Genomic DNA, 26,385 nt, shown 5'->3' on the forward strand with positions numbered 1-26,385 from the left:
GGATAATTAAATGAATCAATTAAAGAATTGATAACCTAGAAACATTATAAGTGTTAAAAAGATTCCCATGGAATGTTATCTTAAATAAGTGTATAATACCTGGTTGAATAATAAAATACATTCCGGGGGAATCTTTTTTGAAAAATAAAAAAATTACATTGTGGATCGTTATTTTAATGACGTTTCTCTCATGCTTAAGTTCTAATATCGTAAATATCGCACTTCCCACAATTTCAAAAAAAATGTCTGCTCCGTTAAGCCAAGTACAATTAATTGTGACCAGTTATATAATTACAATTTGCATATTAATGCTTGTTTTTGGGCGTTTAGGCGACATAAAGGGAAAAATAAAAGTATTTAAATTTGGTATTTTGATATTCACTATCGGATCATTAATTTGTTTTTTGAGTACTAATTTTAATTTGATCGTCTTTGGACGCATTATTCAAGGAATAGGTGCTTCTGCTTACATGGCGAATAACCAAGGAATTATCACTGAAACCTTTCCCTTTGAAAACCGTGGTAAGGCTCTAGGAAGTCTTGCATCTGCAGTTGCACTTGGCACAATGCTAGGGTCACCATTGGGCGGCCTTATTGTTTCTTACCTCCCGTGGCACTGGATATTTTTTATTAATGTTCCTTTGGGAATTATTTGTTTTGCGTTGACGTGTTGGAAACTACCAAGCGAAAATATTAAAAGTGAAATTAAACTAGATTACTTTGGAAGTTTACTCGCCATGGTTTTAATGTTAATGATTTTTACCTTTTTTGAACTTGCCCCCAAATATGATTTTTCTATCGCTTTATGGCTGGGCTTTGGTATCGCTTGTTTCTTGTTAGGAATACTATTTGTAAAATTTGAAAAATATACAATTGACCCATTATTTAACTTTAATATATTAAAAAACAGAAGTTTTACTACAAATATTATTTGTGCTTTGCTATCATTCCTTTGTTTAAGCGCATCAATTATTTCATTGCCCTTCTTCTTTCAAAATGTTTTAAAGATGTCTGCTGCGACAACGGGATATATCATGATGATCCAATCAATTATTATGTTTTTTCTGGCTCCAATGGCTGGTAGATTAGTTGATCATTTTAGAGGAACAACAATTGCTTTAATTGGTTCAATTATACTGTTAATAGGCTTTATAATCTTGAGCATCACTTCACATTCTGTAAGTCTTGTTGGTATCATTTTAGGTATTGTCGTACTAGCACTTGGTCAGGCCTTTTATCAGCCAGCAAACAATACGTTGATTATGTCAGCAATTGAAGTTGAATATTTGGGAGTAGCAGGCAGTTTAAATTCATTGGTGCGAAATCTTGGACAGGTCATTGGTATTTTATTAGCCACCAGTATCTTGGCTCAGGCAAGAGCCTTATTTTATAGTATTGGAGTTCTTTATCTAATGTTAGCATTCTTGACTTTCATTACTTTTATTTTTTATTTATATGAATTTATTCGAAATAAAAAACAAATTTGAAAGTACACTTTAACATAAGGGTGTTACAAAAAAATGATTAAATGTAAAATCAAAAGAGGCTGGGACAATAGTCAAAAATCTATATTAGGTTCTGGTGCAAAAATTTTCAGACAACTCTATTTCGAGTATAACTAGCCTAAAAAGCGAGGTAGTTATGATGAAAAATTATTTTAAAGAGCGGCATTTCCAGAAAGACATTATTTTGGTAGCCGTTGGCTGCTATTTCAGATTTTCATTGAGCTATCGTGATATTGTTGAAATATTACGTGACCGTTACCATTCATCATACAACCATTATGTGCTGGGTTCACCATCACGGGCCACTATTCAAATTATTATGGCGGAACGTTAAAAGCCATTAAACAAGTGGTTAAGGATGGATTATTGCCAACGGAGAATCACCCGTGCTCTAAATATCGTAATAATTTGATTGAACAAGATCATCGGCTAATTAAACATGTCTTGGTAAAATCAAGTGACTTTCAATCGCTACGAACGGCTTTAAAAACCCTAAGTGGGATTGAAGTCATGCATCAGCTACATAAAACAAGCCAAAGAGAGCCTAATATCTTTGGTTTTTCGGCATTACAATCGTTAACCGAATTAGTAGCAAACTAGTATAGTAATGACTGTCAAAATGTGATAAACAGGTTTCTTTATTATTTTTGCACCGGAACCATAAAATTTAGCTTGTACCTGATAGGCACGAAATTCGGCCACTTGTGCAATTTTGGTTTACTATAAAACAAAGCTATGTTCTACTAAAAGTACGGAAGGAATAATTATGAAAATCAGAGTTGAAATTAATCGCAGCCTTGATGATACAGAGGTTATTATCCATGCTCCGTCAGATAATAAAGCTCATGAAATCTATCAGCTACTGCAAAAAAAGACCAAGCTGCAAACGTTAAAACTTTATGCGGCGACAACTGAATATTATCTGAGTGTTACTGAAATTCTCTTTTTTGAGACTGATGGTCGTCAAATCAGTGCCCATACTGCCGAACAAAGTTATACAACGCATTATCGTTTATATGAATTGGAAGAACTTTTACCCCAGATGTTTATGCGTGTTTCTAAATCCACGATTTTGAATACGGAGAAAATTTTTTCATTAACACATTCAATCTCGAGTTACTTGGTGTGTTTTCAAAATTCATATAAACAAGTTTATGTGTCGCGGAAATATTATAAAGAACTCAAGCAGCGACTTGAAGAAAGGGAGTAAGTATGATGAAACGGCAAAGATGGTTTTGGGGAGTTTTTTTCCTGTTGTGCGGATTACTTTTAATTGCAAGCAAAGTTGGATGGCTAGGAGGAAGTCTTGGATTTTGGAGTATTATTTTTACCGTGTTCTTTATTGCAGGTTTAGTTGAAGGACTGGTTCATTTCAACATCCCGGTGATTGTGTTTTCGGTGGCCTTTTTACTAATTGTCTATGCCAAACAACTTGGAATTACACAGCTAGTGCCATGGACAATTTTAGGTGCAGCAGTTTTTATTTCAGTCGGGTTGTCACTTCTTTTTCATGCTCGCTTCATTCATCTTAATCACTTGCGTTTGACCACTCCTTCTTCAGGTAAAGCGAGTTCAGCACAAGTAAAAATTGATGCTAAAATGGTGTCTACAATTCGCTATGTTAGATCTGAGGATTTTAAAGAAGCAGCAATCACGGCTTCAATGGCCAGTTTGAAAGTTTATTTCGATGATACGCTGATTAAAGGTGATTCTGCAGTCATTAATATTCATGGGTCACTTAGTGGAATTGAACTTTATGTACCTAAAACTTGGGATATTATAGTGCAAGTTGAACCTGTTTTAAGTGGAATTGAAGAAAAAGGTGGCGGTGTGACTGTTGCAGAAACTGCACGACCACGCGTGTATCTTAAGGGCGACTTGAATCTTTCGGGGCTTGAAATTAACTATATTTTTTGAAAAATTTAGTGAAAGATTAAGAGTATTCTAAGAGAATTGAAAAATGGAGTATTTAGAAAAATAAGTTTAGGAGAAGAGTAGAGATGGATATTTTAAAACCGCATTTTAAGCAAAATGTTGGCATGATTATCGGCGCGGTGATCGCAGTCGTTATTTTAGCAGCAAGTTCGTTATGGCAGCCGCGGCTTTTGCAGGATATTATGAATGCAATTATTGCTGATCGAAAAGAACGTGTGCTTGTTTATGGCATACAACTAATTGTTTTAGCGCTAATCGGAATTGCAGCGGGGATTGCAAGTACCTTTTTTGCGGCTAAAGTTGCACAGGCAGTTGCTACTGATTTACGGGCACAGACTTATCAGAAGATTCAGACCTTCTCATTTGGAAACATTGAGCGTTTTTCTGCAGGCAGCCTAGTAGTACGTCTGATTAACGATATTAATCAGGTTTTGAACTTGGTAATGATGCTTCTAACACAATTATTACGTTTACCAATTTTATTTTTAGGGGCGTTTATTTTAGGAATTTTGACAATTCCACGTTTGTGGTGGATCGAACTTTTAATGGTTGTCTTGGTTCTGGGACTTACCAGTCTGGTTTTTTCGCGCATGAGTAACCTTTTCATGCGTTTCCAGAAATGGGTGGACAATTTGAACTCGGTTGCAAAAGAATCAATGCAGGGAATCAGAGTGATTAAATCTTTTAATCAGGAACAAAGTGAAATTAAAAAGTTTGCAGGAGCAGCTGGTGAACTACGCGGACTCAACTTAACGATTGGTTATCTTTTTGCACTCTTAATTCCTTGTTTTATGCTAATTTCCAATTTGATGATTTTACTGGCAGTTTATTTGGTCGGAACAGGCATTACGGCTCACCCGGGTGAATTAGCAGCGATTGCTTCATATATTTCCTATTTGATGCAACTAATGCTTGCGATTATTATTGGGGCAATGACAATGACGATGTCTTCACGCGGGATGATTTCCTTAAGGAGAATAAAAGAAGTCCTAAAAACGAAACCCGATGTTCAGTTTGATCCAAAGGCTCCTGTTCAAGATCTGGCTGGAAGTGTGGAATTCAAGCAAGTCACATTTTCTTATCCTGGAGCCAAAACACCTGCATTACGCGCTGTCAGTTTTAAGGTCAAAGCTGGGAATTTCGTAGGAATAGTCGGTTCGACAGGTTCTGGGAAATCAACTTTAGCACAATTAATGGCGCGTTTATATGACCCTTCAGCTGGAGAGGTTGAAATTGGGGGGCAGAATTTGCGCAAGGTCAATGAAAAATCATTGCGCAAAGCAGTCAGCTTTGTTTTACAAAAAGCGATCCTTTTTTCAGGCTCAATTGCTGATAATTTAAAGCAGGGCAAAGCTGATGCAACCGAAAAAGAGCTTAGTTGGGCGGCAAATATAGCCCAGGCAACTGAATTTGTCGAAAAGTACACTGAAGGATTTGCACATCATGTTGAGGAACGCTCTTCCAATTATTCAGGTGGGCAGAAGCAGCGTTTGTCAATTGCACGAGGAGTTGTGGGTCGTCCCAATATTCTAATCTTGGATGATTCAACATCTGCATTGGATGCCAAGTCAGAAAAATTGGTGCAAGAGGCTTTAGCACATGAACTTGCACAAACAACGGTGTTCATGATTGCTGAAAAAATTTCTTCAGTTATCAAAGCTGATCAGATCTTAGTTCTAGATCAAGGCAAGTTAGTTGGGAGTGGAACACATAGTCAACTGCTCCAAGATTCACAAATATATCGCGAAATTTATGCGGCGCAATTATCTAAAACAAAAAAGGGGTGAGCATGCCAAATGAAAGGGTTAAAAGATTCATTGGGGTATTTTAAACATTATTTACAGCCATACTGGAAAGGTTTGGTGTTTGTTGTCGGACTAACAGTGCTGTCAACCTGGGCACAGATTGAAGCACCGATTTATTTAGGAAAAGCAATTACAGCTTTAAGCCGTTATTTAATTGCGTATAGCAATCCACTCACACGTCCGCATGCGTCACTTTCAAGTTTTCATAATGCGATCTGGTTAATTTTGATTTTCTTCATTTTAACGGTAGTTACGATGTTGATTTCAAGTCTGTGGATTTCTTATATTAATGGTTATTCAACGAATAATATGCAACGTGGGCTTTTCAAGAAGCTACAAAAAATGACGGTGCGGTATTTTGATAGTCATCAGGACGGGAAAATCCTGTCACTTTTTACGTCTGATTTGGATAATATTTTCAATGCAATGAACCAGGCTGTTTTCGAATTGATTTCACAAATAATTTTGTATATCGGTGTCTTGTGGATTATGTTCTCGTTGAACGTTAAATTGGCGTTTGCAACTGTGGCTTCCACGCCGTTTGTCATCTTGATTGCCTATATTATCATTAGAAAGGCACGTTTCTATATTGATAAGCAACAAGATGAAATCAGTGGCCTCAATGGCTATATCAATGAACAAATTAACGGACAAAAAATTATTATTACAAATGGACTTCAAAAAAAGTCTGTTGCGGAATTTAATGTCTTGAATGAACGTGTACGCCATGCAACTTTCAAAGGACAACTATATTCAGGATTACTCTTTCCAGTGATGCAAGGTCTCTCATTGTTAAACCTTGCAATTGTAATTGCGTATGGTTCTTGGATGGTGGTCAGTGGCGATCTTGGAAAAGCTGTTGGCATCGGTTTAATAGTTACTTTTGTACAATATTCACAACAATATTTTCAACCAATTACACAGATCACATCGATGTACTCAATGATTCAGCTTGCATTGACAGGTGCTAAGCGGTTGGCACATGTGCTTAAGCAACCTGAAGAAGAACGGAATGCAAATGGCAGTGAGCTTAAGGAGATTAGGGAAGGCGTTGAGCTTCAAGACGTACATTTCGGATATGATCCTGACAAAGAAATCTTGCATGGAATCAATATCAAGGTTGAAAAGGGTAAGATGATTGCGCTGGTTGGCCCTACCGGCTCGGGAAAGACAACAGTTATGAACTTATTGAACCGTTTCTATGATGTGACTTCTGGAAAAGTTCTCTTTGATGGTCAGGATACACGTGAGTTCTCATTATTTTCTTTACGGCAAAATATTGGGATTGTTTTACAGGACTCAATTTTATTTACTGGTACAATAGCCGACAATATCAAATTTGGAAAGCCAAATGCCACTGATCAACAAATGATTGCGGCGGCAAAACAGGCTCATATTCATGATTATATTGAAAGTTTGCCAGATGGTTATCAGACAAAGGTCGATGATGAAAATTCTGTTTTATCGGTTGGTCAAAAACAGTTACTGAGCATTGCACGCACATTATTAACCGACCCAGCCTTTTTAATTCTTGATGAGGCGACTTCAAATGTTGATATGGTTACAGAAGAAAAAATCAAGCTGGCAATGGATAATGTGATTGCTGGACGAACAAGTTTTGTAATTGCACATCGTTTAAAAACGATTGTTGGGGCCGATCAAATTATTGTTTTAAAAGACGGTCAAGTCATTGAACAAGGTAAGCATGAACAGTTGTTAACACAAAAGGGCTTTTATTATAATCTTTACACTAACCAGATGGTATTTGAATAAAAGTGTGCAAAAAGGTGTTAGGTTTTAAGGCTTAGAGTTCGAGCACATTAAGAAAGAAGTGCCGACAAACAGCGTTTAGTCTCCGTGGACTAAGGCCTGAGTTACAAGGTAACCCGGACTTGGTTACGCGTAAGGCAGACTTAGTCACAGGAGATTGCTGGGTGGAGCATGTTAAGAAAGAAGTGCCGACAAACAGCGTTTAGTCTCCGTGGACTAAGGTCTGAGTTACAAGGTAACCCGGACTTGATTACGTACAAAATAAAGGAGAGTGTGACATAAGTCGGGAAAATTTGAGTACTAACTCGAAATTACGAACATAGCGAGTACTTTGCTATGAGTAATTGGAAAGTCAGACGGAAGATTTTGACTTATGGAACACGTTTATCCGGAATAAAAGAGGGACCGTGACAAAAGTTAAATTTTGTCACAGCCCCCTTTATTTTTATACACTAGGCAGTGTTCCCCTTAATCAGTTGTTAAGTTGCCATCGTCTGACTAAAAGTTGCCAACCAATTGCTGCTAGGAAACAGAACAAGCCGAAAAGACTAATTTTTGCACCTAATCGCAAGCCTGGGGTCCGATAGGAAAACTCGACTTGATGGCTGCCAGCTTTTAAGGGAATTCCTAAGAAGCCGGTATTGGTCTGATAGGGTTTAACTGTGCGGCCATCGACACGCGCACTCCAGCCTTTTGAGTAAGGAATCGACGAAGTTAGAATTCCCTTTGTTTTCGTCGTAATTGTCCCGCTTAGATGATTAGCTGTGAATTTAAGCTGCTTGAGACGCTGTTTTTGCAGTTGCTTAACTTCTTTAAAATACTGGTTATCGATTTGGGTTGCTGTGATCTTCAACTTAAATCGATATGTCCCCAATTTTGACGGAGAAATTGTCAAAGAAGCAGGCAGCTGTGAAAAGAAGCCGAGATTCATTAAACCATAATTGACAGTTTTATAAAAAGAAAGTTCATCTTGGTTAGGCTGTGTGATTTTCTCAGTTCCTTTACTGGAAGAAACACTCAAAGAATAGCTCTTGTCAGGTGTTCCCTTAAGCACGTGTGCACGCAAATAGCTATAATAGCTCAACCGTTGATTGAGTGAGAGTAAACCTGAATTTGAAGTTGTTTCGTGCGAAACATCCAATTGTAACTGCTTTTTAAGTGAAAATGGAGTGTAGTCCAAGTTCTCAAAATCTAAATGCAATTCGCTATTGCGGTATTTTTCAGGATTTTTCAAGATAATGGTGTAAGTTTCAGCACGATCTTCACGGGTAATTTTTTGCGTAGAGATTAGATTGCCACGGCTCGAAATAATAGTGTAAGGAACAGTTACAACATTCTTGGCTAAGGTCGCATGCTGGTATCCTTTACTGCTGTGGTTGCCAAGATAAACACCGCTAGCAAGTGCCCGTTCCTTTTCAGAGGCTGAAAGGTGACGATAGGTATGCGCGCTGATGACGGTATTTTGCCAATAAAGTAATGGAAAAGCATACTTGGTACGATAACGCAGTGTTTGTTGATCGTTTGTTGAATGTTGATTAGCATCAAGATTTCTGGTTGCAGCTTTGTCTAAAGTATAACCGGCAGGGATCTTAGTATCGTTAGGCTGGTTAGCTTGAACGAAGAGATACCGGACTCCTAAGAAGTTGTTTAAAATAGTACGGTCGTCCATTTGCCCAAGCGGAATATTAGCTTCAAATTGAGAATTATGCATACTGCTTGCAAAGTTCCCAATATTTTTATTTTGCAATGAGTAATAGGAGCTGATTGAATTAAGCTTGCTAGGTTGGGTATTGTACATGTGAATTCCTGCACCCAGACTGTAATTTTGACTAATAGTTGAAACTCGGTATTGATTGTGTGGTTTTAATTGACGATCTAAGCCGGCATAGCGTAAAGCGGTCCATTTTTCGAAGGCTTTTTGTGGCAGCATCTCGTTTGAGTAACCTCCGTTGTAAGGTGCTGCAAAGTAAACGGCATTGAGTGCGGTATTTGAGATTAGCAGGAGCATAAATATTAATTGCCAGTGACGGTTTTTCGAAGTTCGATAAAAGACAATCAGGCCATAGCTAATAAAAAGGAAGATCACCGGGATAAATAATTTTTCGTTATTCTGAAAGAAATAATTGATTAAGAGCAACAAACTGTAGCCTAGAAGGCAAAATGTAAATGCCCGCAGCATTCGAGGTGAGATTAGCTTAATATGATTAATCAGCACACAGGTTGCAAGCGCAAGTGGCAGCACCAGTAACAGTGTCCAGCGATTGGAAGGCGAGGTCATTCCGTTAAAAAAAGCACCACAGGCAGGAAATAACAGCATAATTCCCCCTAGGATAAAACTTGTGCTCAAAATTGGATAATTGCGATGTTTTGCAATGATATAAAGCAATGCAAAGAAACTCAGACTTGCAAAACCGAGTGCACTCCAGAAGTAAAAATCACGATTACCACCGTTAATTAACTGGGAAGGAAGCGCAAGATAATAATAGAGTGGGTATAATTTTAAACCATTTGCAAAAGAACCTGAACTGCGCGTGGAGTTAAAGACGGCATAAATTTCAGGGAGTAATAAAACAGCGGTTAACAGGAGGCTCAAAAGCGTACTGCTGCCCAACTTTAAAACTGTTTTTTTAAAGATGCCCTGATGGCGATAGTAAAAGAAGTAACGTAAAATTAAAAAGATAAAGGTTCCAATGCCTAAGATGTAGGCAAAGTAAAAGTTGTTAAACAGCATCCAACTGAACATCAAAGTTAGTGGTAGGTTTGAGTAGCCCTGTAAGACACGTTCGACACACAGAATTAATAGTGGAAACAAGATGAAAGGGAGTGTGAAAAAGGGTTGGGCAATATTTGAGTAGAGCAAAAAAGCATTAAAAAGATAAACAAGACTACCACTGATGATGACTTGGTTATGAAATTTAAAGTGAGCTGCAAAGTAGCAAAATGAAAGCCCGGCACAATAAAGCCGCAGAACAATCAGAACTTGGTAACCCAGACCAACTTTTGTGGCTGGAAATAATAGGATTAAATAGTTGAAGAGATCACCAATGATATAATAAGAATTAATTTGAAAAAGATCTCCCCCTAGCCCTAGTTTCCAAGACCATTGCGGAAGTGGAGTGGTCGGATGATTAAGCATGGAAAGAAGTGTTTTTCGAAATTCGCTTAGGAGCGGCAAATGCTGTTGCGCCCCATCCAAACGCCAGATTAATGAATGTCCGGTAGCCAGATATGTACCATAAACAAAGAGTGCTACCACGAAAAAAACTGCAGTATACTGCAGATAAAGGTTAAAATTATTTTTTTTATCAAAAGAAAATTGCACAAAAAAAGCCTCCTGCCTACTCTCAAGTATTGTACATTAATTCCTTGAAAGTTGCGAAGGCAGGGGACAAATTTTAAGAAGTTGTTATTTTTCTTCTTTAACAATGTAAAGCGGACGGTGCTTGACTTCCAGAAAAATTTTTCCAATATATTTGCCTACGATACCAAGGCAAAAGAGCTGGATACCACTAACAAACAAAATGATGCAAACTAGTGAAGGCCAGCCGCTAGTGGGGTCACCGAAGAGAATGGCACGAATGATAATCCAAATAATTGCGATGCCGGCGCCAATAAAGGAAAAAAGTCCGGTGAAAGCCGCGATATTCAGGGGCACATCTGAGAAGGCTACAATGCCATCAATCGAATATTGCAACAAATTCCAAAAACTCCAGCTGGTCGTACCAGCAGTTCGTTCTTTATTCGGATACTCAAGATATTTTGTTTTGAAACCGACCCAGCTGAACACGCCCTTTGAAAAACGGTTGTATTCCTTAACTGCTAGAATTGCGTCAATCATCTGCCGAGTCATCATCCGAAAATCACGTGCTCCATCCACGATAGTAGTGTCTGAGATGCGATTGATCAATTTGTAAAAGAGATGTGCAAAAAAGGAACGAATCGGGGGTTCACCCGCGCGATCTGCGCGGCGTGTGCCGATACAATCGTATTCGCCTTCACTCAAAAGTTGATGCATCTTGGGTAAAAGTTCAGGTGGATCTTGTAAATCAACGTCCATTACTACGACATAATCGCCAGTTGCACGTTGTAACCCGCAAAAAAGTCCAGCTTCTTTACCAAAATTACGTGAAAAGGAGACGAAATGGACGTGTTGTGGATCCTGTGCGTGCAAATTACGCAATTCCTGTAAGGTATTATCTGAGGAACCATCATTGATAAACCAGTATTCAAATTCAACATCCGGCATTTTCTCTTTTGTTTTTTCAACTTCAGGATAAAAAAGTGGAATCGATTCTTCCTCGTTGTAACAAGGGACAATGATTGACAATTTGCTGCTCATTTTTAAGTCACTCCATCTATGAAAGTATTTGACGAATAAGGCAGCTGTTACTGCTTCTTCTTTGCGGCTGATGCGATTAAGGCGTCAACGAATTTTTCTAAGCTGGCAAGATCCTCAGCAGTGTCCGGGGCAAGATTGATCTTTACGCTTGCAGCACCTTTTGTAGCGCCAGTCTGTTTGAATGCTTCTTCAAATTGATCAACGGCAACACAATAGTATTCACCGTAAAAAGTGTCACCTGACCCAGCAACTCCAAAGACTTTGCCAGTTAGGTCGAGTTCTTGAAGATCTTCAAAAAAGTCCATTCCTTCATCTGGAAGAGCGCCCTCATCGTAAGTATAAGGAGTCACAATACAGATATCGACATCTTCAAAATCAGAAGCATCGCACTGGGAAATTTCTTCCGTATCGACCTCAACGCCCTTATTTTCGAGGGCCTCTGAGACAATATCGGCAACATCTTCATTATTTCCGGTGATCGAAGCAAATACAACTTTAGCTTTTGTCATTAAGTAAACTACCTTCTTTCAACTATCTGCTGTGCCTCATTATAGCAGATAATCGGTAAATACTGAAAACAACATTTAAGGGCTTGTTTGTGTAACACTAAATGTGCCGCTGCCAATAACGAATTTTTAGGTTATAATAAAAGAGTAAATTAAATTGGAGGCAGCTATCGATAATGATTACATTAAAGTCACCGCGAGAAATTCGTGAGATGGAAAGGTCAGGGGCAATTCTTGCAGGAATGCACTTGGGCTTGAGAAAGATTATTAAACCAGGAATTTCAAGTTGGGAAATTGAAAAATTTGCGCGTAAGTTTTTTAAAGAACACGATGCAATTCCGGAACAAATTGGATTTGAAGGTTACAAATACGCAACCTGTGTCAGTGTGAATGATGAAATTTGTCATGGTTTTCCCCGCAAAGACTTGATTTTGAAGGATGGGGACTTAGTTAAAGTTGATACAGTTGTGAATTATCATGGTGCGATGAGTGACTCGTGCTGGAGCTATGCGGTCGGAAAGGTAACCCCAGAAATAGAGCGCTTAATGAAAGTCACAAAAGAAGCGCTCTATTTGGGCATTGATCAGGCTCAGGTGGGCAATCGAATTGGCGATATTGGAGCTGCAATTCAGCATTACACCGAAGAAGTTAACGATTATGGTGATGTTCGCGAGTTTATTGGACATGGAATTGGACCGACGATGCATGAAAGCCCTAATGTGCCTCACTATGGTCAAGCAGGAAAAGGTCTGCGTTTGCGTCCCGGAATGACGATTACAATCGAACCGATGATTAATACAGGGACTTGGAAAGCAGTTATGGATGATCCTAACGGTTGGACGGCCAGGACTGCAGATGGCGGCTTTTCGTGCCAGTATGAACATACTCTCGTGATTACGACTGCGGGGCCTAAAATTTTGACATCGCAGGATCCAGAGCAGGATAAAAAATATTTACTTGATTAAAGCCGACTTTATTCATAAAATGTAACTGGTGTTAAGATATTTTTTTAATTTTTCACCAAAAGTATGCCCATGCTGCTAGAATGCAGCTTTAGCTGTTTATCATCTAGAAGACTGGTGCTATAATGAGGGATGTATTTTGACAACGCTAACAGATAAAGGAGCTCGCATGATGAAAGTTAGAAAAGCTGTGATTCCGGCCGCAGGTTTAGGAACACGTTTCCTGCCAGCAACTAAGGCCCTGGCAAAAGAGATGCTGCCAATTATTGATAAACCAACGATTCAGTACATTGTGGAAGAAGCAAAAAAATCAGGTATTGAAGATATCTTGGTGGTTACTGGTAAAGGCAAGCGCCCAATTGAAGATCATTTCGATTCAGTTCCGGAATTGGAACAGAATTTAAAAGAAAAGGGAAAGACGGATCTGCTCAAACTAGTTGAACAGACAACCGATATTAACTTATACTTCATTCGGCAGTCGCATCCTCGAGGACTTGGTGATGCCGTCTTGATGGCAAAGGACTTTGTAGGCAACGAGCCTTTTGTTGTAATGCTTGGCGATGACTTGATGAGAGATAAGGTTCCGCTGACTAAGCAGTTAATTGATCGTTACGACCAAACCCACGCTTCAACTTTAGCGGTAATGAAGGTTCCGCATAAAGAAGTTTACAAATATGGTGTCATTGATCCAGGTTCTGAAACAAGTGCAGGGCTTTATGATGTCAAAAAGTTTGTTGAAAAGCCTGCAGTTGATAAGGCACCTAGCGATTTAGCAATTATTGGTAGATACTTATTGACACCTGAGATTTTTGGTATGTTAGAGACACAAAAACCAGGTGCAGGCAATGAGGTTCAGTTAACCGATGCAATTGATCGCTTAAATAAAATTCAACGTGTTTTTGCACATGAATTTAAAGGTGAGCGCTTTGATGTTGGCTATAAATTTGGCTATTTGAAGACTTCTATTCAATTTGGTTTGGAACATCCAGAAGTCAAAGATGACTTGAGAGCATATATCAAGGAATTGTCCAAAAATTTGAAATAAGCAGTGAGTAATGTGGTTTGCCTAATTTAAGGTTAATTAAATTCCAATTGTGTTTTTGGAATCGGACACGTTAATTGGCAAATCTAAAAAAATAACGAGAAGGGGCTGTGACAAAAGTTAAATTTTGTCACAGCCCCTCTTTTATTCCGGCTAAACGTGTTCCATAAGTCAAAATTCTCCATCTACTTCGAATTACTCATCGCAAAGTACCCGCTATGTTCGTAATTTCGAGTTAGTACTCAAATTTTCCCGACTTATGTCACACTCTCTTCACGTTATTTATTTCGCTTAAATGTATTTCATTAAGTTAAAGATTTGCGGCTAACTTTGAATTACACGAAGCGATCTGCGTTGCAGGTTTAAATAAAGACACAAATTCGTTGGAAGCGATCCATGCTGTCTTAGTTTTGTTTTGGAAGAAAGTGCCAGTGCTTGTCTTTTGTGCAAATGAGTCATGCACTTGAATATTTTTTGGGGAAGACTTAATAGTTTTTATTGAAATTATTTAAGTTATATCTGATAATTACTAGGGAAGAGTTTTAATTTTATGAATTAAAATAAGGGGAGACAAAAATGACACGTAAAAGAAGTCAAAAGAAGAATCTAAAATGGTTATGGGGAGTGGTACTAGCAGTTGTTGTAGTTGCAGTGGCTTTTCTAGGGTTACGCAGCAATGTGGTCCGTGCGCATCTGCAAAATTCTTTTGGGGACACGGCACAGCATCAAAAGTCTGAATATAAAAAACAACAAAGTCTCGCACGGAAAAAATATGGAACGCAACAAATAGCAACTTCAGCTAGCACCAGCAGTTCTGCGCAAAATAAGCAAGCAAGTAAGGCAAAGACAGTTACAACTGCTTCAAGTAGTAGTGCTAAACAAGCATCCACGCAAAAGAGCCAGTACCAATACTATGTAGTGCACGCAGGAGACACCTTATCGGCAATTGCAACGAAATATCAAACAACTACTTCAGAATTAATGCAGCTTAATAGTCTCGAAGATGGGGCGATTTCTAGCGGGACCACTCTGAAGGTTCCAACGACTAGTACAACAGCTGCCACAGGTGAGCAATCCAGTAGTAATTAGCTGTAGAATTTAAGGTGTCATGGTATAATTTATGCTGAACAGATTAGGAGGTGGCAGAGATTAAAAAGGGGAGCGTTAACTTTGCTACGATCAAAGATGTAGGTTCAGCAATGCTGCAACGAAGTGCAGGCGTCAATCTTAACAACACTGCAATTGTAATTGCATATTATTCTTTATTGGCAATTTTTCCAACGATTATTTTACTGGGAAACTTGATGCCGCTTTTGAATTTGAATGCAGCAACAATCTTGAATTACCTGCAGACTGCAGTTCCTGGGACAATCTATAATACCTTGCGCCCTTTAGTAACTTCGTTTTTACAAAAGGGAAATGGGGGCGTAATTTCAATCAGCGCACTTGTGGCTTTATGGGCGGCTAGCAGGGGAGTTAATGCACTCAAGCTGGCTATGAATAATGCTTATGGGGTCAAAAATTCACAAAGTGCGATTGTCGTGCGGCTGGCTTCATTTTTTTTAACGCTCGTATTTGTAGTTTTAATGGTGATCATCATTACATTGTTTAGTTTTGGACAGCTGGTTTTAGATTACTTAACGCCGCTGCTGCATCTTCCAACGGATTTAATCAGTCTTTTTGGAACATTCAAGTGGCCGGTAACGGTTGTGGCTTTGTTCTTTATTATTAGTTTAATGTACTATTTTTTACCAAATGCCCACATTCACTTGCACTTGATTTTTCCAGGAGCTTTTTTGGCAACGGCAGGTTGGGTTTTACTTGCACAAGGTTTTTCGATCTATGTGCGTTATTTTGCACGTTCTGTTTTAAGCTATGGGACAATTGGAACTTTTATCGTGTTGTTGTTTTGGTTGAACTATGCAGGTTGGGCGATTATGCTAGGAGCTGTGCTTAATGCAACTTTAGAAGAAAAAAAGTATCATAAAATTGAACCAAAATCAGGTAAAATTCGGCATTACATTGAAAAATATCGTCCGGATCATGAAAATAAAGATTAAAAAGGAGCGGGTGACATAAGTCGGGAAAATTTGAGTACTAACTCGAAATTCCGAAGATAGCGAGTACTTTGCTATGAGTAATGCGAAGCTAGACGGAGAATTTTGACTTATGGAACACGTTTATCCGGAATAAAAGAGGGGCTGTGCCAAAATTTAACTTTTGTCACAGCCCCTTGAACGTACCAGCATATTGCCAGGTAAACTAGTTTAAAAATTAGGTTGGGTTTGAAGACTGATTAAATTCAGTTTTTCTAACCGAACCTTTTTATTTGCCTTAAAATGCCGACCGGACTTTTAACTATGACTGAATTTCTTTGTCTAAAAGTTGTTCGATGTCCGTCAGAGCGAATCCCTTGCGATAGAGTGTTTGTTTGATTTTAAACTTTTTTTCTTGAGAAGTTAACAAATGATACTTTTTGGCAGCTTTTTCGAATTGCAAGGTGAGCGCTTCTTTCTCAGATTGGAGATCGTTTGTTAAATCAAGCGTTGCAAGTGCAGTGGTAATCTCATCAAATGAAAATCCTTTGGAGAGCAGCCGCTGCTTTATTTTTTGCAAACGCAGCTTGCTGGATTGATTGTGATATTGTTTTGCAAGTTTGAGACAGAGCTTTTGGAGATTAGCAGTTGCTGTTGCTTCATCGTACTCACTGGCAGCTGCTGTAATTGTTTCTGCTGGAATCCCTTTTTGTCTTAATTGTTGTTGAATCACTTTGAATCCTTTATCAGAGGTTTTCAACATTGTTCTAATGTAACTTTCAGCAAATTTCTGATCATTCACTAAGCCTTCTAAGCGCAGTTTTTGCTGCACTTTAGCAATTACTTCCGGGTCAGCTTCATATTTACGTAAATAAGTATAGATCTCTTTTTCGCTCCGTAATTGATAGCTAAGGTAATTTAGGGCTTTTTCGTAAAACTGTGAAAAACTGTCTTCAGTACTTAAAATTTGCTTTAGTTGTGCAGTGATTTCCTGTCCCTTGTAAAGTTGGTGTTTAATCAGCACGCTTTCACTGACAGAAAAGCTATAATGTCCATCAAGATAAATATTATAGCGTCCTTTTTTTCTTTGGGTTTTAATCATAGTTATTTTTTGTGGCATAAGCGAACCTCCAGCAGTATTTTCATTTTTTATTATACATGACTAACTGCCGGCAAAAAAAGAGAATTGCAGTGTTATAATTAACTATCACAAAAACTAAGGAGTTTACTGCATGCAATACGAGAAAAACAGGAGCGTAAAAGGAGTTGCACTGACTAGTGGGCAGCGTTTTCCTTTAACAATCAAAAGGTTAGGAATTAACGGTGAAGGAATTGGTTACTTTAAACACAAGGTTGTGTTTGTGCCAAATGCTTTACCGGCAGAAGTGATCGTTGCTGAAGTGGTCCGTGATAATCCGCATTATGCAACGGCTAAGGTGCATAAGATCCGCGAAAAAAGTCCGCACCGGGTTGCAAAAAGGGATGACTACGATGTCGGCGGGATTGAACTTGAACAGCTCGCTTATGAAAAACAACTAGAGTTTAAACGTGATATTATTATGCAGTCACTTGAAAAGTTTAAGCCGCGCGGATACCGGCATTTTATTTTGAAGCAGACCCTCGGGATGAAAGTCCCTTATGAATATCGAAATAAGGCTCAGTTTCAAGTGCGTCAAAATGAACGTGGAGAAGTTGTAGCGGGATTATATAAAAGAGGCACACATGAGCTAGTTGCACTGCCAACTTTCAGTACCCAGCGTCCACTGACAATGAAAATCATGCGGATAGTTTGCAGTCTCTTACAAAAGTATGAAGTTCCCATTTACAATGAGCAGCAAAACTCCGGAATTGTCAAGACATTGGTGGTTAGAGAGTCAGTTGCAACGGGTCAGGCACAGCTTGTTTTTGTTACAAATTCACCTAAATTTCCACATAAAAAACCGCTGTTAGCTGAGTTGCAGCAGGCTGTTCCACAGTTAAGCTCGGTCATGCAGAATATTAATATGAACCAGGACGCGCTTATTTGGGGAGCAGAAACTAATTTGCTTGCAGGACAAGACTTTATTGTCGATCAACTGGGTACAGTTAAGTTCAAGCTTTCTGCACGTGCCTTCTTCCAGTTAAATCCTTCTCAGACTGAAGTAATGTATCGTAAAGTAGAAGAGGCACTTGCCTTAGAAAAAGGAGAAACCTTGATTGATGCTTACTGTGGAGTGGGGACAATCGGTCTTTTTGTGGGGCAACATGCAAGTGAAGTCAGAGGGATGGATATTACACCTGCCGCAATTACGGATGCACGTGCAAATGCACAGTTAAACAAACGCACGAACACTCGGTATGAATGTGGAAAGGCTGAAGAAGTTATCCCGCAATGGATAAAAGAGGGTTTTGTAGCGGATGCGCTGGTAGTTGATCCTCCTAGAACTGGATTGGACTCAGAATTGCTTAAAACGATTATTACGGTTCGCCCACGCAAATTTGTCTATGTTTCTTGCAATCCGGCAACATTGGCTCGTGATTTGAAAGAATTGGTTAAGGTTTATCAGGTCGAGTATATCCAGCCAATTGATATGTTTCCGCAGACAGCAAGAAGTGAAGCAATTGTGAAGTTAACTCTGCGGTAGGTGGTGTTGAAGACTGTTGTTTAAGAGGTTATTTATGAATAAGAAAAAATTTTTGGGAGGCTTGTGTTTCTTTTTGTTGGTAGGTTGCCTGCTAGTTGGAAGCCTCACCTTATCTCAAGAAACACAGCATACACGACAAAAAATTGAACAAAAAAGTCATAAAAAGCTGAGTGTTAAAGAACGTAAATACTTGAAAAAAGTTAAGGCCATCAGCGAGTATACGGAGCATCGTCTGCAAAAATCCGGTTTTACAGGTGAAGCGTTGTTGATTAAGGATGGCAAGGTGGTTTATCAGCAAGGTTATGGATATGCAGATGTAGATAATCAGGTACCAAACGGCAGTAAAACAACGTATCAAATTGCTTCGTTGCAAAAATCAGCTACTGCAATGATGATTATGCTGTTAGCTAATAAAGGCAAGCTTTCCTTAAATGATCATTTGGCAAAGTATTATCCAAATATCAAAAATGGCAACTTAGTGACACTCAGACAAATGCTAAACATGACGTCTGGAACTAATTTAGCGACCATGCCGCGGAATGTCTTAACAGCGACCGCGTTAGTCAATTATGTCAGTCATAAAATTCAGATTAACGTTAAACAGATTGGACGTCAAAGCTACCAGCCCGCTAATTATGTGCTTTTGGCCGGAATCTTGCAAAAGATTACACAACACAGCTATGAAGACTCCTTTAACACAATGATACGTAAACCATTAAAGCTCAAGAACACTTATTTTTTTAATGAAGAACAGGCTCAAAGTCAAAAAGCGCTTGCATATACACAAGTTAAAGGTAAGCAGTTGCGGAGGATAAAAGAGCAGGCTTTTCAATATTCTAATGAATTAGGGACTGGAAACTTGTATATGAGCACACCGGACCTTTACAAGATGCTTAGTTCATTCTTAGACGGAAAGTTTTTAACGCAAACTGAGACGCGGCTTTTATATACCACCTTCCCCCCACGAAATAATTATAGTGCGGGGTTGTATCATTTGGCGCAACTGCCAGAATTTAAAAAACTAGGGATCACATCAGGGTATCATGTACATGGCTATGAATATGGTTATGAGACGGTTGGCGACTTGTCCGCTAATGGAAAAGATGCTGTGATTTTACAGACGAATGTCGCAAATTTGCATAAACCCTTTAATTTGGTGCTTGACGCGGATCTTTACCATGCACTCTTGCAGACCTTCAAAAAATAAGCTTAAACCAAATAATTTTTGGGATTTCTGGCACAAGTTTGCTATAATAGTTATGATATCGGTGTAAAATTACACCTGTGTTTATAGAAGGCAGGTTTTTCCATGCGGCAGTCAAAAGAACCAAGGGAAGGTGACTTTATCACCATCAAAAGTTATAAACACGATGGCAGTTTACATCGAACGTGGCGAGATACGATGGTACTAAAGACAAGCGAAAATGCCCTGATAGGCTGCAATGACCATACTTTGGTTACAGAAGCAGATGGGCGTCGTTGGGTTACCAGAGAACCGGCTTTGATTTATTTTCATAAGCATTACTGGTTCAACATTGTCACAATGATCCGTGATAATGGAGTTTCGTATTATTGTAACCTTGCGTCACCAGCGGTCTTGGACAGAGAAGCGCTAAAGTATATCGATTATGATCTGGATGTTAAGGTTTTTCCAAATGGTGAAAAACGCTTGTTGGATGTCGATGAGTATGAGGAGCATGCTGCAAAATGGAATTACTCCCAGGAAACGGACAAAATCCTGAAACATAATGTGCTTACACTTGTCGATTGGATTGAACACAAGAAGGGGCCTTTCTCGAAAGAATATGTCGATATTTGGTACAATCGGTATTTAGAATTGTCACGACGTTTGTAAATGATGTGTTTGTAGAAGTATTAGGGGGCTGTTTCGGTACGGCCCCCTAATACTATCTTATGCTGGAAGCGAGCAGTTGTCTTAAAACCGGCTTTACGCCTAGAGGACGTGTTTATTCATTTCACGAGTAGCTGACCATTTTGGTTACTTTTTAACATCAATTGCAGGTGTGGTATTATTTAATCAGAAATAAGTGAGGACTGACCTGAGAATGTTTGATAAATTAAAAAATTCAAAGTTGATGTATATTACGGTAGAGGCTTTGCTAGTTGCAACGCTGGTTTGGGTCTGTACTCAGATCAGCTTTATCTTTAATCCGGTAGGGACATTCATTTCAACACTTTTTGTCCCGGTTATTATTTCTGGTTTTCTGTACTATCTTTTCAGACCGGTAGTTTCTTTTCTCATGAAAATACATCTCGGTCGTTTTAGAATTAACCGGACCTTAGCAGTGTCTTTGGTTTTTTTAATGTTGTTAGGAATTATTACTTTAGCGCTGACCTTTATGATTCCGCTGTTGATTTCACAAGTTGGACAATTGGTGGTTAAAACGCCTGATTATATCAGTGCTGTTCAAAAAGTGACTAACCATTTTTACAATGATCTCAGCGATCATCAATGGATGCGCCAATTAGATGTTCAAAGCTATATTAGTAAGCTTGAGAAAAATGTGATGGGTTCAGTTGAGGTTTTCTTGGGTTCGTTAACGAAAAGTTTAGGAACAGTAATCGGGATGATTACCAGCATTACAGTGACAATCATCACAGTCCCTTTTATGTTATTTTATATGCTGAAAGATGGGCATCGCTTGATTCCCAACATTCAAAAGATGATGCCTAGCAAAAGGGCTGAACAAGTAGAAGAACTTTTGACTAAAATGGGAGATACAATCTCAAAATATATTGCAGGGCAAGTAATTGAATGTACTTTCATTGCGACTTTCATTTCCTTGGGATATTGGGCAATTGGGATGCCTTATGCGCTTTTGCTGGGTGTTTTAGCAGGAACGACAAATATCATCCCTTATCTTGGACCTTATATTGGAGTCTTGCCCGCACTGATTTTGGCTTTTTCCGTTTCAACTAAAATGGTTATTTTGGTAATTATTGTTTGCACAGTTGTGCAGCAAGTTGACGGAAACTTAGTGTATCCAAATGTAATTGGTAAATCACTCGATATTCATCCGCTGACTATTATTATGCTACTGTTAGTTGCAGGTAACCTGGCTGGTTTAATGGGAATGATTCTTGGTATTCCAACCTATGCAGTCTTAAAGGTGATTGTGAAGTATTTCCACGATATATACCTGTTAAATAATGAGAAAAACGGGCAGTGAATTGCTGATAAAAAAGCGGATGCGCGGAGTTCGTTAAGGAGAGCTATCCGCGATAATTGAAGTAAGTCAGCTAATTGACTGAAAATAATCTATCTTGTAATATTGTTGGTAGTAAATTGCAAAGCATAATAGGTGAAATTCATGAAAAAAATGGAAATAAAATATATTACGAAATGTGCACCATTGTTACCGGAGAAGAAAGACTTGGTCAAGGCTAAGCTTCCGGTTGCAGAGACTAAAAATTTTTGGGAATTGCGAGGTATTTCTTTAGCGATCAACCAAGGTGAAGGAATTGGACTGCTAGGAACTAATGGATCTGGTAAGTCTGCGTTAATTAATATTCTTGCCGGGCATGAAAAACAAACGACAGGTTTTATCACGATGGAAGCTAAAGTAAACTTAGCCAGTATTCATTCTATTTCTGATGTTAATCTGACCGGACTTGAGAATATTAAACAGGCAGTGTTTGCGGCCAAACTTGATGAGTTTAAAGCTAACCACTTGATTAATGCGATTATTAATTTTAGTGAGTTAGGCGAATGGTTATATCGACCAGTGAAGACATACTCACTAGGAGTAACAGCGCGTTTAGCACTTTCACTTGCACTTTATGTAGAGCCGCAACTGGTATTGATTGACAGTCTTTTGGGAGCCATTAATTTGTCGTTTTTTAAAAAAGTCGCGCAAAGAATTGATAACCTGAAGGACCGGGGGGTTTCGTTTGTCATTGCGGATACCAATGTGATCAATATCGAACGTTTTTGCGAACGGACATTGTGGTTACAATTCGGACAAGCCCAAGATTTTGGAGCTACACGAGATGTAATGGTTCAGTTTGAATATTTTTCCAGCTGGTACCAAGCACTAGCACTTCCAGAAAAGAATGAATATCTTGCACAAAAAGAACACGAACGGCAAACTTTTGATGTTGGGACTGTTTATGAGGAGTTCAAGGTAGAACAATTTAAGCATGGTTTTACACGCAAAGATGAACCACGGATGCGTAAGGCCTTTTACAAGGATCGGGGGGCTGATCCGGTTAATCTGGCAGTTACTGAAGAGACAAAAAAGGCTGCGCCAACTGCGCATAAAACCAAAAAAAAGCAGCGCAGAAAATTAAAAACGTTCATTGTTAGCGGAGTGCTTGTATTAGTTTTAATATTCTTGTGGGCGGCACTCAGTCATAAAGCTGCGGTTGCACGAACATGGGAGAGCGTGCAAAGTACATTTGGTAAAAAGCAAGCACAAACAAGCAGTTCAAGTAAAAAGAATTCGTTGGCACAAAGTCAAAAAAATGCAAGCGCGGCAGCTAAAACAAGTGCAGCTCAAGCATCTTCAAAAGCACAGGCATCTTCTGCGAAAGCAGCTAGTGAATCAAGTGCTAAAGCGCAATCTGCTAGTGCTTCAAGTTCAAAGGCAGCCAGTGAAAGTCAACAAGCTTTGCTGAAAAATACTCAAACAATTAATGTTCAATCCGGTGATACTTTGGAAGCTTTAGCAGAAAAATATGCAACAACGGTCGATAAGCTTAAAGCAATCAATAAATTGAGCTCTGATAGTGATTTAAAGGCCGGCGATGTTATCCATGTCCCACAGTAAGTTGAGTGGAATTACTCAGTTTATTTTGGTATTGTATAGTCAAGAACTAATCTCAAGTTTTTAACAATTGGAGAGAATAAAAAGATGAACTCAGACCCCGGACTTGCTGAAATATTACTTATAGGATTATGTCTAGTTGCCTTAGGAAGTGCTAGTGTGATTAGAAGTGCGTTACTGGCATATCATTCATATCATGAAGCTAAAAGTGCTGTGTTTGAAACACTTCAAAAGCATGAACGAGCGGTTAATTTTGCACAGTTTTTTGGCTGCTTGTTCAGTATTGTGTGTGCTGCTGAACTTTTTCTGGCTAATGGAACTCTTTTTTCCGTTCAAAATTTAGTCTTACTCGTGGTAATTTTTGTAATTATTTTGACGATTAGTGCAATTTTGGCCGAGTCTTTACAGAAAGCTATTCGTAAAAGCAATACGGGAACTCTTTTAAGAGGAGTTTGTCGCTTCGCTAGTTTTTGTGGTGTACTATTTATCCCAATGGAATTTTTGCTTAATGTTATAAATCGCAGTAGGACAGCCAATAGTGCCATTGAGGATGGTAAAGTACCTGCAAATCCCATTGTGGCATTGATAACGGAACAACGTAATGAAGGTCGGCTGAATCCTGAAGCCTTTGAAATGATCGAAGGGGTTATCTCGATGCATGAAAAAATGGCTCGCGAAGTGATGGTTGCACGAACTGATGCCTTTATGGTAGATATTCAAAATGACAACGATCGCAATATAGACGCCATCTTACAAATGCCTTATTCACGTGTGCCTGTCTTTAATGAAAACAAAGATAATATTGTTGGAATTGTGCATATTAAAAATATCTTACGCACTGCCCGTAAGGATGGTTTTGATCATGTAACAATCAGGAGAGTTATGCAACCAGCACTCTTTATTCCAGAGACAATGCCAATTGATGAAGTAATGTTTGAAATGCAAAAAACCAAGAATCAAATTGCAATTCTCTTTGATGAATATGGCGGAGTTGTCGGGTTAGTAACGCTTGAAGATCTACTAGAAGAAATTGTTGGCGAGATTGAGGATGAATCGGATCACCCTGATCGCGGTTATCAAAAGATTTCTGATAATGAGTTTATTGTGCAAGGAAAACTAGCACTCGATGATTTTAATGATGAGTTTGGGACTGCTTTGGAAATGAATGAGGTAGACACAATTGCGGGCTATATGATTGCTAAGCTGGGCTTTATTCCTGAAGACGGCAGCAAGGTGGAGTTTGAGACTCCAGAGCATGTTGTTTTGGTTACAGAGCAGGTTGATGATTCTAGAATCATGGCACTTAGGATTACACTGCCACCTGCTTTGACTATTGCACATGTCCGGCGTGAAAAAAGCCAAGCAAATAAAGGGTAAGCTTGAGTTAGAGCAAAAAATGTTTTTTATTAGAATAGATGAAAGAGGTTAATTATGAAAAGTGAAAGTTTGGCTGAGGCCGTCAACAAAAGACGGACCTTTGCGATTATTTCTCATCCAGATGCCGGAAAAACAACAATTACGGAGCAACTCTTATTATTTGGCGGTGTCGTGCGTAAAGCGGGAACTGTCAAAGCAAAGAAATCAGGAAGTTTTGCGAAGTCTGACTGGATGGAGATTGAAAAAAAGCGCGGGATTTCTGTTACTAGCTCTGTAATGCAGTTTGATTATGCTGGTAAACGAGTAAATATTCTTGATACTCCCGGGCATGAGGATTTTTCTGAGGATACATACAGGACGTTGATGGCTGTCGATGCTGCTGTGATGGTGATTGATTCTGCTAAGGGAATTGAACCACAGACTAAAAAGTTATTCCAAGTATGTAAAATGCGTGGAATTCCAATTTTTACATTTATTAATAAGTTGGATCGTGATGGGCGTGAACCACTTGATCTTGTTACTGAGCTGGAAGAAGTTTTAGGGATCGCTGCGTATCCTATGAATTGGCCAATTGGAATGGGTAAGGGGCTCAAGGGAATCTATGATCTTTTTAATCACCGCGTTGAGCTTTACCGGCGAGAGGATCAAGCTGAGAGCTTGATTGCACTTAATGATCAAGGTGAGATTTCGGATGCCGAACCTTTAGCTGAAGAGAGTATTTATCAGCAAGTTTTAGACGAAGTTCGCTTACTGCATGATGCCGGCAATCAGTTTGATGCAGCTAAGATCGCACAAGGCAAACTAACACCTGTTTTTTTTGGATCAGCATTAACAAACTTTGGGGTCAAAACTTTTCTCGATGCTTTCTTGCAATTTGCACCTGCACCTGCAGCGCATACATTAGCTGACGGGCAAAAAATTGAACCTGTCGCAACTGACTTTTCGGGCTTTATTTTTAAAATACAGGCTAACATGAATCCTAATCATCGGGATCGGATTGCTTTTGTCAGAATTTGTTCGGGTGAGTTTAAGCGTGGAATGGATGTGACATTAACGCGCAACCTGAAAAAATTACGCTTGTCGAACTCTACTCAATTTATGGCGGAAACACGTGAAACACTTGAAACAGCAGTTGCTGGCGATATTATCGGTTTGTATGATACGGGTAACTTTCAAATTGGTGATACTATTTTTTCAGGTAAAAATAAAATACAATTTGCAAAATTACCACAGTTTACGCCTGAAATTTTTGTAAAGGTAACCGCAAAGAATGTCATGAAACAAAAATCATTTCATAAAGGAATTGCACAACTTGTCCAAGAAGGAGCAGTGCAACTGTATCAAAGCTATAGTACCGGGGAGTATATTCTAGGAGCTGTGGGACAATTGCAATTTGAGGTTTTCCAATTCAGAATGTTAAATGAATATCATTCTGAGGTTATAATGACTCCGATGGGTAAGAAAATTGCCCGGTGGATTGAACCAGAACAGTTAGATGAAAAGATGTCGTCATCGCGTAATTTATTAGTTAAAGATCGTCAAGGAAATCCACTGTTCCTTTTTGAAAATGCATTTTCTGAACGTTGGTTTAAAGATAAATATCCACAGGTTAAATTAACAGCTAAATTGTAAGTTAACCCAAATAAAGGGGGCTGTGACAAAAGTTAAATTTTGTCACAGCCCCTCTTTTATTCCGG

20 protein-coding genes and 1 pseudogene are annotated in these 26,385 nt (G+C 38.9%); 17 read left to right on the forward strand and 4 right to left on the reverse strand.

Annotated features, from left to right (window positions below; all coding sequences use genetic code 11):
• The first annotated feature begins 137 nt into the window (after nt 1–137).
• The 6 genes and pseudogenes from FD50_RS08465 (at nt 138) to FD50_RS08485 (ending at nt 7,018) form a co-directional block, all read left to right on the forward strand.
• A complete protein-coding gene (locus FD50_RS08465) occupies nt 138–1,487 on the forward strand; it encodes an MFS transporter (protein ID WP_056961140.1) in 1,350 nt (449 codons plus the stop codon).
• Between the two features lie 157 nt (nt 1,488–1,644).
• Nucleotides 1,645–2,105 (forward strand): annotated as a pseudogene (locus FD50_RS12545) (DDE-type integrase/transposase/recombinase).
• 166 nt (nt 2,106–2,271) lie between these two features.
• The gene (locus FD50_RS08470; protein ID WP_056961141.1) at nt 2,272–2,715 is read left to right on the forward strand and encodes a LytTR family DNA-binding domain-containing protein; all 444 of its coding nucleotides are present in this window, start codon (nt 2,272–2,274) and stop codon (nt 2,713–2,715) included.
• A 5-nt stretch (nt 2,716–2,720) separates the two neighbouring features.
• On the forward strand, nt 2,721–3,422 hold the full coding sequence (locus tag FD50_RS08475) for a LiaF transmembrane domain-containing protein (RefSeq protein WP_054756304.1): 702 nt from the start codon (nt 2,721–2,723) through the stop codon (nt 3,420–3,422).
• An 83-nt stretch (nt 3,423–3,505) separates the two neighbouring features.
• The gene (locus FD50_RS08480) at nt 3,506–5,227 is read left to right on the forward strand and encodes an ABC transporter ATP-binding protein (protein ID WP_056961142.1); all 1,722 of its coding nucleotides are present in this window, start codon (nt 3,506–3,508) and stop codon (nt 5,225–5,227) included.
• Between the two features lie 9 nt (nt 5,228–5,236).
• A complete protein-coding gene (locus FD50_RS08485; RefSeq protein WP_056961143.1) occupies nt 5,237–7,018 on the forward strand; it encodes an ABC transporter ATP-binding protein in 1,782 nt (593 codons plus the stop codon).
• Nucleotides 7,019–7,487: 469 nt separating this feature from the next.
• On the opposite strand, the gene FD50_RS08490 is transcribed toward FD50_RS08485, so the two are convergent.
• The 3 genes from FD50_RS08490 to FD50_RS08500 all read right to left on the reverse strand — a co-directional run bounded on the left by FD50_RS08490 (nt 7,488) and on the right by FD50_RS08500 (nt 11,863).
• Nucleotides 7,488–10,337 carry a YfhO family protein gene (locus FD50_RS08490; RefSeq protein ID WP_056961144.1) on the reverse strand — a complete coding sequence of 950 codons (2,850 nt, stop codon included), beginning with the start codon at nt 10,335–10,337 and terminating at the stop codon, nt 7,488–7,490.
• A gap of 84 nt (nt 10,338–10,421) precedes the next feature.
• A complete protein-coding gene (locus FD50_RS08495) occupies nt 10,422–11,354 on the reverse strand; it encodes a glycosyltransferase family 2 protein (protein WP_056961145.1) in 933 nt (310 codons plus the stop codon).
• Nucleotides 11,355–11,401: 47 nt separating this feature from the next.
• A complete protein-coding gene (locus tag FD50_RS08500) occupies nt 11,402–11,863 on the reverse strand; it encodes a flavodoxin (protein WP_054758109.1) in 462 nt (153 codons plus the stop codon).
• 173 nt (nt 11,864–12,036) lie between these two features.
• On the opposite strand from FD50_RS08500, the gene map reads away from it, so the two are divergent.
• The 4 genes from map (at nt 12,037) to FD50_RS08520 (ending at nt 15,924) form a co-directional block, all read left to right on the forward strand.
• The gene (map, locus tag FD50_RS08505; protein ID WP_056961146.1) at nt 12,037–12,825 is read left to right on the forward strand and encodes a type I methionyl aminopeptidase; all 789 of its coding nucleotides are present in this window, start codon (nt 12,037–12,039) and stop codon (nt 12,823–12,825) included.
• 169 nt (nt 12,826–12,994) lie between these two features.
• Nucleotides 12,995–13,867 carry a UTP--glucose-1-phosphate uridylyltransferase GalU gene (gene galU / locus FD50_RS08510; protein ID WP_056961147.1) on the forward strand — a complete coding sequence of 291 codons (873 nt, stop codon included), beginning with the start codon at nt 12,995–12,997 and terminating at the stop codon, nt 13,865–13,867.
• Nucleotides 13,868–14,440: 573 nt separating this feature from the next.
• A complete protein-coding gene (locus FD50_RS08515) occupies nt 14,441–14,953 on the forward strand; it encodes a LysM peptidoglycan-binding domain-containing protein (RefSeq protein WP_056961148.1) in 513 nt (170 codons plus the stop codon).
• Nucleotides 14,954–15,003: 50 nt separating this feature from the next.
• Nucleotides 15,004–15,924 (forward strand): YihY/virulence factor BrkB family protein, encoded by a 921-nt coding sequence (locus tag FD50_RS08520; protein ID WP_228888236.1) that lies wholly within the window; start codon nt 15,004–15,006, stop codon nt 15,922–15,924.
• Between the two features lie 298 nt (nt 15,925–16,222).
• Here FD50_RS08520 and recX read toward each other — a convergent pair whose 3' ends face one another.
• Entirely contained in the window at nt 16,223–17,020 is a 798-nt protein-coding gene (recX, locus tag FD50_RS08525) for a recombination regulator RecX (RefSeq protein WP_054757994.1), read from the reverse strand.
• A gap of 112 nt (nt 17,021–17,132) precedes the next feature.
• Here recX and rlmD point away from each other — a divergent pair, with 112 nt between their 5' ends.
• The 7 genes from rlmD (at nt 17,133) to FD50_RS08560 (ending at nt 26,320) form a co-directional block, all read left to right on the forward strand.
• The gene (gene rlmD / locus FD50_RS08530) at nt 17,133–18,524 is read left to right on the forward strand and encodes a 23S rRNA (uracil(1939)-C(5))-methyltransferase RlmD (protein WP_056961149.1); all 1,392 of its coding nucleotides are present in this window, start codon (nt 17,133–17,135) and stop codon (nt 18,522–18,524) included.
• A gap of 34 nt (nt 18,525–18,558) precedes the next feature.
• The gene (locus FD50_RS08535; protein ID WP_056961150.1) at nt 18,559–19,731 is read left to right on the forward strand and encodes a serine hydrolase domain-containing protein; all 1,173 of its coding nucleotides are present in this window, start codon (nt 18,559–18,561) and stop codon (nt 19,729–19,731) included.
• A 102-nt stretch (nt 19,732–19,833) separates the two neighbouring features.
• On the forward strand, nt 19,834–20,379 hold the full coding sequence (gene ntdP / locus FD50_RS08540; protein ID WP_056961151.1) for a nucleoside tri-diphosphate phosphatase: 546 nt from the start codon (nt 19,834–19,836) through the stop codon (nt 20,377–20,379).
• Nucleotides 20,380–20,590: 211 nt separating this feature from the next.
• Nucleotides 20,591–21,715, forward strand: coding sequence for an AI-2E family transporter (locus FD50_RS08545; RefSeq protein WP_056961152.1), 1,125 nt, complete (start codon nt 20,591–20,593; stop codon nt 21,713–21,715).
• A 141-nt stretch (nt 21,716–21,856) separates the two neighbouring features.
• On the forward strand, nt 21,857–23,314 hold the full coding sequence (locus FD50_RS08550) for an ATP-binding cassette domain-containing protein (RefSeq protein ID WP_056961153.1): 1,458 nt from the start codon (nt 21,857–21,859) through the stop codon (nt 23,312–23,314).
• Nucleotides 23,315–23,398: 84 nt separating this feature from the next.
• Nucleotides 23,399–24,688, forward strand: coding sequence for a hemolysin family protein (locus FD50_RS08555; protein ID WP_056961154.1), 1,290 nt, complete (start codon nt 23,399–23,401; stop codon nt 24,686–24,688).
• A gap of 54 nt (nt 24,689–24,742) precedes the next feature.
• The gene (locus FD50_RS08560) at nt 24,743–26,320 is read left to right on the forward strand and encodes a peptide chain release factor 3 (protein WP_056961155.1); all 1,578 of its coding nucleotides are present in this window, start codon (nt 24,743–24,745) and stop codon (nt 26,318–26,320) included.
• The last annotated feature ends 65 nt before the right edge of the window (nt 26,321–26,385 follow it).

The organism is Liquorilactobacillus satsumensis DSM 16230 = JCM 12392 (assembly GCF_001435195.1).
GTDB classification, from domain to species: domain Bacteria; phylum Bacillota; class Bacilli; order Lactobacillales; family Lactobacillaceae; genus Liquorilactobacillus; species Liquorilactobacillus satsumensis.